The sequence below is a fragment of the Exiguobacterium aurantiacum DSM 6208 genome, assembly GCF_000702585.1.
GTDB classification, from domain to species: Bacteria; Bacillota; Bacilli; order Exiguobacteriales; family Exiguobacteriaceae; genus Exiguobacterium; species Exiguobacterium aurantiacum.
Window position 1 is genome coordinate 1,700,168 of sequence record NZ_JNIQ01000001.1, and the last position, 14,589, is coordinate 1,714,756.

The 14,589-nt window shown below is 54.4% G+C and carries 14 protein-coding genes; 10 read left to right on the forward strand and 4 right to left on the reverse strand.

Going from position 1 to position 14,589, the window contains the following annotated elements; genetic code table 11:
- Window positions 1–37 precede the first annotated feature (37 nt).
- Window positions 38–1,417 (forward strand): MATE family efflux transporter, encoded by a 1,380-nt coding sequence (locus P398_RS0108955; protein WP_029334828.1) that lies wholly within the window; start codon window positions 38–40, stop codon window positions 1,415–1,417.
- Here P398_RS0108955 and P398_RS0108960 read toward each other — a convergent pair.
- Window positions 1,412–2,281 carry a DMT family transporter gene (locus P398_RS0108960; protein ID WP_029334829.1) on the reverse strand — a complete coding sequence of 290 codons (870 nt, stop codon included), beginning with the start codon at window positions 2,279–2,281 and terminating at the stop codon, window positions 1,412–1,414. The two genes, P398_RS0108955 and P398_RS0108960, sit on opposite strands and share 6 nt — an antisense overlap.
- Before the next feature lie 124 nt (window positions 2,282–2,405).
- Here P398_RS0108960 and P398_RS0108965 point away from each other — a divergent pair, with 124 nt between their 5' ends.
- Window positions 2,406–4,532, forward strand: a complete 2,127-nt coding sequence (locus P398_RS0108965) for a DNA topoisomerase III (RefSeq protein WP_029334830.1) — start codon at window positions 2,406–2,408, stop codon at window positions 4,530–4,532.
- 14 nt (window positions 4,533–4,546) lie between these two features.
- Here the strand turns inward: P398_RS0108965 and ytzI are convergent, their stop codons facing one another.
- The gene (gene ytzI / locus P398_RS0108970; RefSeq protein WP_029334831.1) at window positions 4,547–4,726 is read right to left on the reverse strand and encodes a YtzI protein; all 180 of its coding nucleotides are present in this window, start codon (window positions 4,724–4,726) and stop codon (window positions 4,547–4,549) included.
- Window positions 4,727–4,887: 161 nt separating this feature from the next.
- Between ytzI and P398_RS0108975 the strand changes: the two genes are divergently transcribed.
- Window positions 4,888–6,000: a PP2C family protein-serine/threonine phosphatase gene (locus tag P398_RS0108975; RefSeq protein WP_029334832.1), complete on the forward strand. Its 1,113-nt coding sequence runs from the start codon at window positions 4,888–4,890 to the stop codon at window positions 5,998–6,000.
- Between the two features lie 70 nt (window positions 6,001–6,070).
- Here the strand turns inward: P398_RS0108975 and P398_RS0108980 are convergent, their stop codons facing one another.
- Window positions 6,071–7,006 carry a magnesium transporter CorA family protein gene (locus P398_RS0108980; RefSeq protein WP_029334833.1) on the reverse strand — a complete coding sequence of 312 codons (936 nt, stop codon included), beginning with the start codon at window positions 7,004–7,006 and terminating at the stop codon, window positions 6,071–6,073.
- 140 nt (window positions 7,007–7,146) lie between these two features.
- Here P398_RS0108980 and P398_RS0108985 point away from each other — a divergent pair, with 140 nt between their 5' ends.
- Complete coding sequence (locus P398_RS0108985) at window positions 7,147–7,524, forward strand: Hpt domain-containing protein (protein ID WP_029334834.1); 378 nt, start codon at window positions 7,147–7,149, stop codon at window positions 7,522–7,524.
- Between the two features lie 42 nt (window positions 7,525–7,566).
- Here the strand turns inward: P398_RS0108985 and P398_RS0108990 are convergent, their stop codons facing one another.
- Window positions 7,567–8,442: a chemotaxis protein CheV gene (locus P398_RS0108990; protein ID WP_029334835.1), complete on the reverse strand. Its 876-nt coding sequence runs from the start codon at window positions 8,440–8,442 to the stop codon at window positions 7,567–7,569.
- 228 nt (window positions 8,443–8,670) lie between these two features.
- Between P398_RS0108990 and P398_RS0108995 the strand changes: the two genes are divergently transcribed.
- The 6 genes from P398_RS0108995 (at window position 8,671) to P398_RS0109020 (ending at window position 14,585) form a co-directional block, all read left to right on the forward strand.
- Window positions 8,671–10,107 carry an NADP-dependent glyceraldehyde-3-phosphate dehydrogenase gene (locus P398_RS0108995; RefSeq protein ID WP_029334836.1) on the forward strand — a complete coding sequence of 479 codons (1,437 nt, stop codon included), beginning with the start codon at window positions 8,671–8,673 and terminating at the stop codon, window positions 10,105–10,107.
- A gap of 102 nt (window positions 10,108–10,209) precedes the next feature.
- A complete protein-coding gene (locus P398_RS0109000) occupies window positions 10,210–11,187 on the forward strand; it encodes an MBL fold metallo-hydrolase (protein WP_029334837.1) in 978 nt (325 codons plus the stop codon).
- Window positions 11,184–11,930, forward strand: a complete 747-nt coding sequence (locus P398_RS0109005; RefSeq protein WP_029334838.1) for an SDR family NAD(P)-dependent oxidoreductase — start codon at window positions 11,184–11,186, stop codon at window positions 11,928–11,930. The genes P398_RS0109000 and P398_RS0109005 overlap by 4 nt, the downstream gene beginning before the upstream one ends.
- Before the next feature lie 18 nt (window positions 11,931–11,948).
- On the forward strand, window positions 11,949–13,124 hold the full coding sequence (locus P398_RS0109010; protein ID WP_029334839.1) for an ABC transporter substrate-binding protein: 1,176 nt from the start codon (window positions 11,949–11,951) through the stop codon (window positions 13,122–13,124).
- Complete coding sequence (locus P398_RS0109015; RefSeq protein ID WP_029334840.1) at window positions 13,111–13,887, forward strand: ABC transporter permease subunit; 777 nt, start codon at window positions 13,111–13,113, stop codon at window positions 13,885–13,887. The genes P398_RS0109010 and P398_RS0109015 overlap by 14 nt, the downstream gene beginning before the upstream one ends.
- Window positions 13,884–14,585, forward strand: coding sequence for an ABC transporter permease subunit (locus tag P398_RS0109020; protein ID WP_029334841.1), 702 nt, complete (start codon window positions 13,884–13,886; stop codon window positions 14,583–14,585). Before P398_RS0109015 ends, P398_RS0109020 begins: the two co-directional genes overlap by 4 nt.
- Window positions 14,586–14,589: the final 4 nt, after the last annotated feature.

The window sequence follows — 14,589 nt, forward strand, 5'->3', positions numbered from 1 at the left end:
CTACCCTATTAGCATAAGAGATGGAGGGGATGGAAAGATGAATCAAAATACAGAGCAGCTTCGGACCGAGCCGATTGGACGGTTGTTGTTCAAACTGTCTCTCCCGGCGATGATCGGGATGCTCGTGACGGCGCTCTATAACATCATCGATACGATATTCGTCGCACGGGGCATCGGGGCGTCAGCAGTCGCGGCAATCGGTATCGCCTTTCCGATTCAAATGATCTTGATGGCGGTCTCGAGTGCGGTCGGGTTAGGGGGCGCGTCGATCAGCTCACGGAAGCTCGGGAAAGGCGACGACGCCGGTGCGGCCGTCACGTTCATGAACGTCCTCGTCTTAGTCGGCGTGTTCGCCGCATTTGCGGTCAGCTCTGCCTTTTTCATGCTCGACTCGATTCTGACCGTCTTCGGGGCGACGTCAGCCATCATGGAACTGAGTCAACAATACTTATCGGTCGTGCTCATCAGTTCCCCGTTCTTCATGTTCACGCTTGCGGCGAGCGCGATGGTGCGGGCTGAAGGTCAGGCGCCGTACCAGATGAAAGTCATGTTGACGACGGTCGTCGTCAACTTGGTCACCACGCCGCTCTTCATCTTCACGTTCGGATGGGGGATTTACGGGGCAGCCTGGTCGACGGCGCTCGCTCAAGTCGTCGGTTCGATTCTCATGTTGCGCTTCTTCTTTTCAAAAAATCGCCGAACCGCGCTCGACTTCCAGTGGCGGAAGTTTCGGTTGCGGGTCGGCGAATTAAAAGAGATCATGGCCATCGGTTCGTCCTCGTTCATCATGATGGTGTCCCAATCGATTTTATTCGTTTGTGTCAACGTCATGCTCGGGACGTATGGCGGCACCGAAGAGCTCGCCATCTTTGCGATCATCAATAAGTTCATGGCGCTCGTCGGTATGCCGATCATGGGCATCGTCCAAGGGATGCAGCCGATCGTCGGCTACAACTATGGGGCGAGACAGTTCGAGCGGATGCGCGAGACGATTTGGACGGCGCTTCGAGCCGGACTCGCCATCGCCGTCTTGATTTGGCTGACGCTCCAGCTGTTCCCGAACCCGCTCATGCGCATGTTCACGACCGACCAACAGCTCATTGCCGGCGGTGTGACGGCGATTCATGTCTTGTTCGCCGTCTCGTTCTTGCCGAGCGTGCAAATGCTCGTCAACGGCATTTACCAATCGCTCGGGAAAGCCCGAGTGGCGATGTTCTTGTCGCTGTCGCGGCAGACGCTCTACACGATTCCGCTCGTCTTCATCTTGCCGTCGTTCTTCGGTGTGTTCGGCGTCTGGCTCGCTTTCCCGATCGCTGACGCCATGACGTTTTTGACGGCGGTCGGCATGGCGATTTGGGACCGGAAACTTTTATTCCGGCCGGCCGAAGAAGAAGTCAAACAAGCAACCAATTTATGAAGCGGCGTCCGTTCTGGCTGAACGGGCGTCTTCTTTTAGGAACAAATAAATCCCGCCGAGCAGGACGGCCGCTCCGATCCATTGGAACGGGCCGAGACGTTCTTCGAAGAAGACGAAGCCAAACAACATCCCCCAGAGCGCTTCTCCGAGAATGGTGATGCTGACGACGGTCGCGCTCACGCGGGCGAGCGCATAGTTGAACAAGTTGTGCCCGAGAAGCGTCGGGAAAAAGGCGAGGGCGATAAAGTACCACCAGTTGACCGTTTCGAAAGCCACGAACGTCGTGTCGCGGACGAGCAACATGAAACCGAGGACGAACGTTGCGACGATGTAGACGCTAAACGAATAGTCGTTCGTCTTCATCTCGGTCCGCACGTGTTGACCGACGAGCCAATAGCCGGCAATCAAGATGGCGGCCGCCAAGGCGAGGGCGTCACCGATGAGCGCGTCCCGACCGAGCTGGAAATCGCCGGCCGCGACGAGCATGCCGCCGAGAACGGCGATGAGTGCGAACGTGAGCCCTCTTGGGGTAGGTCGTTTTTTAAAGAACAGGGCGTTCCCGATCAACACGAAGATTGGACTCGACGTGACGAACAACGTTGAACTGGCGACGGTCGTATAGTCGAGCGATAAAAACCATAACCAAAAGTGGAAAGCGAGCAATATACCGCTGAGCCCGATGGCGTACCGCGTGTTCGTCCGTAACGAGATGAGCGAGCGATAGTCGAGAAACGGCAACAACATGAGGCTTGAGAAGAGCATGCGGTAAAAAGCGGCCGTCTCAGCCGGAGCGGACGTCCATTTGACGAAGAGGACGCTCGTCGACAAGAAGAAGACAGCAGCGAAAAGAATCAAATAAGACAAACGATGGTCCCCCTTTTGTATGTATGTAATCCTCCTAATGATATAGTAAAATGACAGAGCGACCAACAAAAACTCGGATCGTGACGCGAAGAATTGCGGAGGCGTCACACAAGAAAGGAACGATATGAGACTAATCATTGCCGAGAAACCATCACAGGCGCAAAAGCTTGCGGCCCCATATCCGTCCAAAAAACGGAAAGAAGAAATTGAAATCTCGCCATGTTCACGTTTTCCAGAGGGCGCGATCGTCGTTTGGGCGGTCGGGCACTTGTGTGAGCTACAAGAACCGGCTTATTATCGTCCGGAATGGAAGTCATGGAAATACGAGGCGTTACCGATTGTGCCGGACCGGTTTGACTACCGGATTTCCAAAGGGAAGTCGAAGCCGTTCCAAACGATCAAGCGGTGGCTGCACGACAAATCAATCACCGACATCATCATCGCATCGGATGCCGAACGCGAAGGTGAGGCGATTGTCCGGCTCATCTTGCGTTTGGCCGGGAATAAAAAACCGCTCACACGCCTATGGATCTCAAGTTTGACCGAACAGGCGGTCGACCGTGGCTTCGCCAACCTGCTGCCGGGAGAAGAGACGGTACCGTACTATTACGAGGCAATGAGCCGGGCGTGCGCCGATTGGCTCGTCGGGATGAACGCCTCACGCGCTTATACGACGTTACTTAAGACGATTGGAATCGAAGACGTCTTCTCGCTCGGACGTGTCCAGACGCCGACACTCGCTCTCATCGTCGAGCGTGAGCGTGAAATCAAACAGTTCGTCCCAGAACCGTATTTTGAAGTCGAAGCGACGTTCCAAAAGTCGCGGTCGACGTTCAAGGCGAAATACACGGTCGGGAAAACGACGAAATTAAAAACCCGGCAAGAAGCGGACGACGTCGTCAAACGCGCGTCGGGTCAAGCTGTCGTTCAATCGATTGATACCGAAGAAAAAATCGAGCAGCCACCGTTTTGGTTCAGTTTATCGGGGCTGCAAGCCGAAGCCGGAAAACGGTTCGGATTCGGTGCGAAAAAGACGCTCGATGTGGCCCAAAAATTGTATACGAAAGGCTGGATCAGCTATCCTCGGACGGACTCAGGATTCGTGACGCCAGATGAGGCGTCGTTGTTCCCGGTGACAAAAGCCCGTCTCTTAAAGTCTTCGGCGTATGCGGAACTCGCTCCCGTATTGACCGAGAATCCGGCGTCGAACAAACGTTACGTCAACGCCAAAAAAGTGAGTGACCACTATGCGATCATCCCGACGGAGGCATGCGGTGACGTGATGCGGTTGAGCGGGGACGAGGCGAAATTGTATGATTTAATCACGCGCCGGTTCCTCGCCGCGTTCGCCCCTCCGGCCAAACTGCAAAAGACGACGGTTGATTTGTTGGACGGAAAAGACTTGTACCGGGCGAAAGGGACGGTCGTCGTCACTCCCGGTTATCGTCAAGTCGTGGAAATGAAGTCAAAAGACATCGAATTGCCGCTGCTTGAGAGAGGCGAGACGCTGACCGAACGAAACGTTGAAATGCTTTCGAAACAGACCGAGCCGCCGAAACGTTATACGGAAGGCGCCCTCATCTTGGCGATGAAAGTGGCGGGGCGTAAGCTCGACGACGATGAGTTGATCCATATCATGAAAGAAGTCGAAGGGCTTGGGACGGAAGCGACGCGCGCCAATATCATCGACGGCTTGAAAAAGCGCGGGTACGTCATGCTTCAAAAGAAAGAGCTCGTCCCGACCGATAAAGGCCGGCTGCTCGTTGATGTATTAGGGGACAGTATCCTCGCTTCACCAGCGATGACGGCGAAGTGGGAGAAACGGCTCCATGAGATCGGACAAGGGTCGGCCTCGGCCGCCGAGTTCATCGACCAAGCGAAGAAGATGGCAGTCCATCTCGTCGACGAAGCGAAAACACGTGTCACGTCGGCGAATCCGGAAGGGTACACGATCGAGCCAAGACGTGGGTCGAAGAAAGGACCGAGTCGCCCAAAACCATCGTTTGGCGTCTGCCCGAGCTGCGGGAAAGGACTTGTCGAGCATCCGAAGTTCATCGGATGCAGCGGCTATCGGGAAGGGTGCAAATTCACGATGTCGAAACAAGTGCTCGGTGTCGGCTTATCGAAAGATGAGTTGACACAAATGATTGGCGGGGGCCGCTCGAACATCCATACGTTTACAAAAGGTGAAAAGACGTTCAATGCCGCCCTCTATCTCGAGGAAGGTGCGCTCCGATTCGAATTCAAATGAAAACAAGACCGTCCTCATGGGCGGTCTTGTTTGTCTGCTTGCTCTCTTTCTAAAATCTGGCGATTGATCTCATCATAATCGAGGACGATGTCGTCTTTATTGTCCTTATAGGCATACCCTTTTTGAATGACGACGACCGAGGCGATTAAGACGAGCAATATGATCAACCCGCTCACGGCGAACAACCAACCCATCACGCATCCCTCGCTTTCATACTCTTAGTATGCCAAAAATAGGACCGCATCTCTACAGTCGATGCTCGCCATACTGTCACAAGTTTGAAATACGCGGTCCGTGGATTAGATATGATACAATAATATGCAGATAAACATTGACTGAGAAGGTAGGGATGACGATGGCGATTATGATTGTGGATGACGAACCGGTCAATACGATGGTTCTCGAACAGCTCCTGCATCAACACGATTACGAGACAGTTGTGGTCTCGAGCGGGGAAGATGCTCTCGAACTCCTCATGGATCCGCAAGCACCGTCGCTGTATGACCTCGTCCTGCTCGATGTCGAGATGCCAGGTATTTCAGGTATCGAGACGTGCAAGCGGATTCGCCATATGGCGGGCTATGAAGAGTTGCCGGTCATCATGGTGTCCGGGCGCACCGAGGAGAAACAGATCGCGGAAGGACTCGACGCCGAGGCGTCAGACTATACGACAAAACCGATTAAGATCACGGAACTGCTCGCCCGAATCCGTTCAGCCCTCCGCTACAAGGCGGCAGTTGACGAACGGAAGAAGTATGAGGCGCGGTTACAGTACGATCTCGATTTGGCGCAAAAAATTCAACAAAGTGCGTTGACGCCGCCGATTCAAAACGCTGAGATCGATATGCGCGCGCTCTATTTGCCGTCTAAAAAATTGGCGGGGGATATGTACGCGTGGTTCCAGGTCGCGCCGGACCGTTACGGCGTCATCATCTTTGACGTGATGGGACACGGGGTGTCGTCGGCGTTGATCACGATGGGAATCCGCTCCATCTTGCCGGGGCTCGTCGGAAACGTTCAATACCCGGTCGATGTCATGACGGAATTGAACCGACAGATGACGTTCTTGTTCTCAGGTGACGACATGCAGAGTTATTTCACAGCCGTCTACTGCTATATCGATACGACGAACGGCCGCATCGAGTACGTCAATGCCGGACATCCGCCGGTCATCGTCACGTCACCGGCCGGAGTCTGTCGTCTCGAGACGACCGGCGTCCCGGTCGGTATGTTCGAAGAACCGAACTATGAAGCGAAAGAAATCGATATCGAGCCCGGCATGGTGATGCACATGTATACGGACGGCTTGATGGAATGCTACAGCAAAGACATCGATGACGGGATCCGCTGGTTAGAGAAAGATATCGCCACGTACGGACTCGGTTATGCCGATCACGTCGCGGAGCGTCTCGTGCCAAAAATCGAGATCGATGACGACCTTTGTCTCGTCACGGTCAAGTTAATGTGATCGAGCCGCCAAAAAAGACAAGTGGAACGCCGCGGCGTTCCACTTGTCTTTTTTGCTGTCTGGCGACGGGCTAGAAATATCGTTTCCGCCATAAAATATAAAACGCGAGACTCGAAAAGCCGAGCATGAGCGCGATGGCGAAGATGAAGCCGACTTCTTGTCCTTCGAACGGCACTTCGACGTTCATCCCGAAAATTCCGGAAATCATCGTCGGGATGCTCAAGACAATCGTGATCGACGCCAAAAACTTCATGACGAAGTTGACGTTGTTCGAAATGATCGAACCGAACGCTTCCATCTTGATGCTGATGATGTCGTTATAAATCGACGCCATCTCCATCGCTTGACGGTGTTCGACGAAGACGTCGTCGAGCAGTTCCTCGTCTTCTTCATGCTTTTCAAGGCTCGGCGTCTTGACGATGCGGTCGAGGACGCTATCGTTTGCTTTGAGCGACGTCATGAAGTAGACGAGGGATTTTTGCAAGTTCATCAGTTGGAAAATCTCTTGATTTCGCATCGACCGTTGCAACTCTTGCTCGAGTTCATCCATCCGGCGGTCAATTTGCCGTAAGAACCGCAAGTACGTCATACTGACGCGGTGTAAAATTTGAAACACGAACCGGCTGCGATAGTTCGTTCGGAACAAGCGAGCCTTTCCGTTGGCAAACAAGTTCAGCACGTCAAGGTCGCGCGAACAGACGGTGATGAAATGTCTCCCCGTCACGATGATACCGAGCGGGATCGTATTATAGGCTCTTCCTGTATCGTCTTCTTCAACGTACGGCACGTCGATGATCATGAGGAGTCCTTCATCATCTTTTTCAAACCGTGGTTTCTCTTCACTATCGAGCGGGTCATAGACGAAGTCTTCCGGGATGCCCGAGGCGGCAATCACTTGATCGGCCTCGTCTTTCGTCGGATTGACGAGTTGGATCCAACTTCCTTTGTCAAAGTCTTCAATCTCGTCGACATGTCCTGACGCGTCGGTCCGGTAAATCGTTAGCATAGTTCTCCTCCTACCTTAGCTCAACCTTATTATAGGTAGGCGCGTAGGTGAGCGCAATCGGAAAGGAGGAGATTTTTTGTTTTCTATCGAAAACGTGCTACAGTGGGGAAGAATGGTTATGACACGCTGACAAAGGAGGGATGGAGTTGTCACAAACGCCCAAACACGCTCTGTTTAACGAAGAAAAGTTGGCGGAGCTCCATCAAATCGCTGGTGGGAATAAAGATTTCTTGAAAAAAATCGCCCAAACGTATGTCGTCCAATTTGAGGACAAGTTTCCCGAGTTGAAACGTGCCGTCCGCAACGAGGACCACGTCCAAGTCGAGCAGCTCGCCCATCTGTTGAAAGGCGCGTCCTATTCGGTCGGCCTCGACCAAACAGCTGAACAGTTCCATACGCTTGAACAAGCAGGAGAAGCAGGCGATGCGACTGGACTCGGTCCGGTGCTCGAGACGATCGAACAGCAAATGGATCGATTCACGATGGAGTGGGATGCCCACTTCGATCAAATGGCATAACGCAAAAGGGTTCCGCATTTCAGTTGCGGAACCCTTTGTCGATTATGCGAAAAACTCGTCGAGCGTCGCGATCAACTTCCCGATCTCGGGCTTCGTGATTTGCGCGTTGGCGCCGACGGCTTCCCCTTTATGCTTCAAATCGTCAGAAATAAGGGAAGAGAAAATGACGATCGGCAATTCAGCAAACCGGTCCATGTCCCGAAGCCGTTTCGTCAAGTGAAGACCGTCCATTTGCGGCATCTCGATATCGGTGATGAGCAAGTCGCAGTCGACGTCGGCTGCTTCGAACGCATCGAACGCCTCTTTCCCGTTGTTGAAGATGGTCGTATTGAAATAACCGGCCTCATCGAGCGTATCGATGATGAGCGAACGGAGCATCTCCGAGTCTTCAGCGAGCCAAATTTGTTTGTTCGAGCGCTCGCGGGCACCGAGCCGTTTCACCGACTCGCGCGCCATGATGTCTTTTCGGGACAACTCGAGGGCGATGCGCTCGTAGTCGAGCAAGATGATCATCTGGTCGCCTGTCTTGACGACGCCGTTCGTGATGCCTTGTACACCGCGGGCGAGATCGGACGGCGTATCAATCTGTTCCCATGAGATGCGTTTGATCTCAGTCACTTGGTCGACGCGCAGCACTGATTTTTCTCCGTTGAATTCGCAGACGATCAACCGGTCGCCTTCTCCGACTTCACGCGGATGACCGATGACCATCGGAAGATCGATGACCGTCATCACCTCGCCGCGGAGTTCGATCAGCCCCATGATCGCTTCCGGTGTTCCCGGGAGCGGGGTGAGCGGAAGCATCGTGATGATTTCACGTACTTTCATGACATTGATTCCGAAAATGAACGGTCCCGATTGGAAAATGACGATCTCGAGTTCGTTCGTGCCTGCCTCAAGTAAAATATTATGATCCATGCTCAATGGTAGTCCCTCCTAGTTCACGTGCTCTCATCCTATCTATCGGTCAACGTGCCCGAACTCTTCAGTTGAAAAGTGTCAATCTCGGGACGGAATTCACAAAAAGTTGTCACGTAACCGTTTACATTACATAAACTGAATCTTTATAGTTGTTCATCGGTTTTAATTTTGCATACAATGGGGGTGGCAACGAGATATCAAAGCTTACTCAGGAGGCAGATAGAAATTATGAGTATGAACACGTATCCATATTTAATCAATGGACAATGGCAGGAATCTACATCAAACGAGACGATTGAACTCGTTTCACCTTATACAAACGAAGTCGTCGGACACGTCCAGGCAATGTCGCGGGACGAAGTCGACGAGGCGATCCACGGCGCCAAACGTGCACAACAAGAATGGGCAGCGCTTCCGGTCAACAAGCGCGCCGAACTTTTGTACGCATGGGCCGATAAACTCGAAGAGCGTGTCGATGAGATTGGTCAGATCATCATGCGCGAAGTCGGGAAAAACTTGGCAGACGCGAAAAAAGAAGTCATCCGGACAGCTGAGATCATCCGTTACACGGCTGAAGAAGGTCTTCGCTTCACAGGTGGCTTCATGCAAGGAGATTCGTTCCCGGGCGGTTCGAAGAACAAGATGGCGATCATTAAAAAAGAGGCACTCGGTGTCGTTCTTGCCATCTCCCCGTTCAACTATCCGGTCAACTTGGCAGCTGCCAAGATCGCTCCGGCGCTTATCACCGGTAACGCGGTCGTCTTTAAACCGGCGACTCAAGGCGCGATCAGTGGTGTCAAGATGGTCGAGGCGCTTCAAGACGCCGGCCTTCCGAGCGGTCTCTTGAACCTCGTCACAGGACGCGGCTCGGTCATCGGCGACTACTTGACGTCACACCCGGGCATTGACATGATCACGTTCACTGGTGGGACGGGCACGGGGCAACACTTGTCGCAACAGGCGTCGATGGTACCGGTCGTCCTCGAACTCGGCGGGAAAGATCCGGCGCTCGTCTTAGAAGACGCGGACCTCACGCTCGCGGCCGATCAAATCGTCAGCGGTGCGTTCTCGTACTCAGGACAACGTTGTACAGCGATCAAGCGGGTGTTCGTGCTCGAGCATCAGGCCGACGAACTCGTCGCCATGTTGAAAGAGCGCGTTGAGAAGCTTTCGGTCGGTTCACCGACTGATAACAGCTTCATCGTGCCGCTCATCGATGAAAAATCAGCGGATTACGTCCAAGGACTGATCGACGATGCGGTGAACAAGCGGGCGACGGTCGTGCACGGCAACGAGCGCGACGGCAACCTGCTTCATCCGACATTGCTCGACCATGTGACACGTGAGATGCGTGTGGCATGGGAAGAGCCGTTCGGACCGGTCTTGCCGGTCATCCGCGTCGAATCAATCGACGAGATGATCGAGCTGACGAACGAGTCTGAGTTTGGTCTGCAAGCGAGCGTGTTCACGCAAAACGTGAACAGCGCCTTCACGGTCGCCGACAAACTCGAAGTCGGAACGGTACAAGTGAACGGCCGCACCGAGCGCGGGCCAGACCACTTCCCGTTCATCGGTGTGAAGCAATCAGGCCTCGGCGTTCAAGGGATTGGACGCAGCCTTGAGACGATGACACGCGATAAAGTGACCGTCATCAACTTATAATCTGTTCGGAGAGGAGAAATCCTCTCCTTTTTTTGTGTCATTGAAATCCGTTCTTTCAGACAGGTATAATGAGTGAAGATAGGTGGAAGGGGTTGTGGGGACGTGGCGAACTGGATTTCAAGCCAATTGGCAAGAATTGATCTTCCGACACCGTTTGAGGTCGGAAATGTAAACGTATATATCGTCGAACATATGAATCGTTTTTTCATGGTCGATTGCGGGCCGGACACGGAAGAAGCGTGGGCATCGCTGAACGCGCAATTGCACGAACTTGAGTTATCGCTCGACGATATCGATTTTTTATTTTTGACACACCACCATGCCGATCACGCTGGCCAAGCATGGCGATTGCGTGACGCCTCGATCCCGGTGTACGGGCACGAGAAACTCGTCCGCTATTTGGAACAGACACCGAACTTCATTAAACGAGGCAACCAGTTTTTGCACGACTTGGCGCATTGGTTCGGGACGCCTGAGTCGATTGTCGCCAAATTGCCTGACTACCGGGAGGCGTTGCGCTGGATCGGCCCGACGACCGTGACGATGACGTTTGAAGACGGACAGGCCGTGACTTCGGACGGGGCGTGGAAAACGATTCATCTGCCGGGCCATGCGAGCGACCAACTCGGGCTGATCGGTCCGGGAAACGTCCTCATCGCCGGGGATCACTTGATTGATGGGGTGGAACCGAACCCGCTCATCGAACAGCCGTACGAAGGGGAAGGGTTCGCTTCACCGGTGCTCCTTTATCTCGACTCGCTCAGAAAACTAAAGGCGCTCGACTTGAAGCTCGTCGTCAGCGGTCACGGCGACCCGATCCTACATCCGCACCCGCTCATCGAGGACCGGATCGGGCAGCGGTACGACCGCAGCGAGCAACTGCTTGACGATTGGGTCGACGGCTTGAGCGTGTTTGACTGGTCGATGCGGTTGTACGGCCGCAAGATGCGCCGGGCGATGCCGCTCGTCTTCAGCGAAGTATTCGCCCGTCTGACATTGCTAGAAGAACGGGGACATATTAAACGACAGCTCGTGGACCGAAAATGGGTATACGAACGGACGGAGGAAGTGGTGCAATGAAACATATCGTGATCACAGGTGCGTCGAGCGGCTTTGGTGCCGCCTTGGCGCATTCTTTTTATGAACGAGGGTACAAGTTGACGTTAGTGGCGCGAAGCGAGGAGCGGTTGCGAGAACTCGGGACGAGATTGTCGGCTGACTGGATCGTCGCCGACGTCACGGTTGAAGCAGAGACGCTCGTTGATCGTGTCGAACGTTCTTTCGGTCCGATCGATGGATGGGTGAACAACGCCGGTGTCGGAGAGTTCGACCGGGTCGTCGACCAATCGACGGACGTCATCGAAGAGATGATGCGCTTGAACGCCGTCGCGCCGATGATTCTTTCGCGAGACTGTGCGAGACGGATGGGGAAAGGAGGGACGATTGTCAACGTCTGCTCACAGGCGGCGAAAGTTCCGACGCCGAAGTCGGCCGTCTACGCCGGCTCGAAAGCGGCGCTTCTTCAATTCTCGAACGCGCTACGGCTCGAGATGAAACCGAAAGGCGTCCACGTTATGACGGTCAATCCCGGACCGATCGCGACGCCGTTCTTCGAGCGGGCCGATAAGAGCGGACGGTACGAGCAGAGCGTCAAACGAATCATGTTGTCTCCGGAACGATTGGCCCGTCGCGTCGTGACAGCGTACGAACGGTCGGAACGGGAAGTGAACGCCCCGTGGTGGATGAATCTCGGCGGAAAGGTGTACGCAATGTGCCCGGTCTGGTTCGAGCGGCTGGCAAAACGGGGATTTGATAAAAAGTAAACGGCAAGGGGGAGACGTATGATTCGAATAGTGAAACGCTGTGCTTGGCTGACGGCGTTACTCATGTTAGCCGCATGCGGGACGGAACGGGCCGAACTGGCGCCGACGTTCGAACAGGCGGCTGAAGAAGCGGCACAGACGACCGTGAACTTTTACTTATGGGGAGGCGATGACGGGATCAATCGTTATCTCGATGAATTCGTCGCACCTCGGCTCGAGGCGGCATACGATATTGAATTGAACCGAGTGCCGATGGACACGGCCGAATTCGTCCGTCAATTGTCACTCGACAAGCGTGCGGAGCGGGCGAACGGAACGATCGACCTCATGTGGATCAACGGGGACAACTTCCGAAACGCGGCCGAGGCGGACTTGTTACGAGAAGATATTCTCGACGCCATCCCGAACGCCGCTTTGTTGAATGAGACGGCACAAGCGACCGACGCCGGCATACCGACAGAAGGGTTGGAAGTCGCTTGGGGCAACGTCCAGTTCGTCTTGCATTACGATGCGGAAAAAGTCAAAAATCCACCCGAGACGTTTGATCAACTCCGTCGGTGGACCGAGGAAAATCCGGGCCGTTTCACGTATCCTGAAGTGACGGACTTTACAGGCAATGCGTTTATCCGTCACTTGTTGTACGCCGAGTACGGGGATGCGATGCGAGACATGGACACGATCCCTGATGAATTTTGGGACGAGTTGGCCGCTTGGTCGCCGAACTTGTGGAAACGAGGCGAGACGTATCCGAAATCGCTCGCTCAACTCGATCAGCTTTACGCCTCAGGCGAGGTATGGATGACGATGGGGTTCAACGAGCGCCGGGCCGAGGCGGAAGTGAACGCGAGCGTGTTTCCGGACGGGACGCGGGCGCTCGTCTTGGACCATTCCATCGCCTCGACTCATTTTCTCGCCATCCCGTTCAACGCGTCGAACCCGAACGGGGCGGTCGTCGTCATCGAGGAGTTGTTATCGCCGGAAGCGCAACTGATGAAACAAAGTGACACGTATTGGGGGGACGGGACGTCTCTTGACGTGGAGAAGCTCGATCACACTGACCGAGAAGCCTTTTTAGCGCTCGACGAAGGGATCACCTATCCCGATCCGATCGAACTGGCCGAACGTCAAATCGCTGACTATGGTCCGGACGTGATCGATCTCGTCCGAGAGGGATGGCCGCGTGTCGCGCGTTAACGTCGTCATCAGCAGCCTCATCACGCTCTTGCCGCTCACAGCCGTCTTGTTCTTGTTGCGGGAGGCGGTCGGCACGGACGTATGGTCGCTCGTACGAGACGAGACGTGGCGGGCGAGCTTTGCCGTCACGCTTTACGTGACGCTCGTCTCGACGTTTCTGTCCCTCGTGATCGGGACGATTTGTGCTCGGATGGTCTATGTGAACGGCAGGTCGTGGCTGACATTTTGGCTGAATTGGCCGCTGTTCGTCCCGCATATCGCGAGCGCGTATTTGTTTTACTTATTGTTCTCCGGCGGGTTTCCGGGGTTTGGACTCATCGCGTCAAACGAGCGACACCACCTCGTCGTCATCTTGACGTATGTGTGGAAAGAAGTGCCGTTCGTCTTCTTGATGATGCTCGGCAGTTACGCGCAATTGAACCGTGGCTATCGCGATATGGCGAAGACGCTGCAACTGAGTCCGTGGCAACAGTTTTCCGTTGCGGAGTGGCCGTTCTTGATTAAACCGCTTCTCGACTCGTTCTGGATTTTAGTGGCGTTCATCTCATTCGCCTACGAAGTGCCGGCGCTCCTCGGCGTGACGTTCCCGAAATTGCTCGGGGTGCTCGCCTACGACCGTTTGACGACCGGTTTGTTTTTGAATGAGAGTGAGGCGTACGCTGTCGCGCTCATCTGGGCGCTTATCTTGTTTGCCGGGGTGTTGTTGTCATATGCGTTGACGGCGAAGCGACGACGACGCATCGAGAGAGGGGTGAGGCGATGAAACGCATCCTCTTCCTCATCGTGCTGCTGTTGCCGTTCATCGGCTTGTTCTCAAGCATGCCAGCGCCGCTCGTGTTCGATGAGGCAGTCGCCAATACGATTGTCCACGTCTTCGTGTTGGTCGGTTTGAACGTGTGGCTCGCACTCGGGACGGCGTGGTGGCTCCTTTTCACCGAATCCAGATGGCGGCCGTTCGTCGAATGGTTCCTCTTTTTACCGTTGTTTGTACCGGCGCTGGCGAGTACGTTCGGCATGTACGTCGCCCTTGTCCGTTTCGGTCTCGTAGGCACGCAAGTCGGTGTGCTCACCGTTTTACTGGCCGTGACGCTCCCGTATTCGATTCGGATCGCCTACAATGCGATGTATGTGATTGGACGGCCATTGTTTGAACAGGCGCTGTTCTTACCGCCGGTCCGGCGTGTGCAATTCGTCCTCGTCCCGCTCTTAACTGAGACGGTACGGACGATCGCGCTCATGTCGACCGTCGTCGTCCTCGGTCAGTTTGTCCTCGTTCAATTGATCGGGGCCGGCCTTGTGCCGACGGTGACGACAAGACTTTATCACGTGTATGCGGGCAACGACGTCTCGCTCGCGTTGCAGAACACGTGGTTGTTAGTGCTCATTCCGGCACTTTTGTATGGCGGAATCGGGTACTTGATGCGAATTTGGATGAAAGTGATGAAAGGGCGGTTGCGATGAGTCT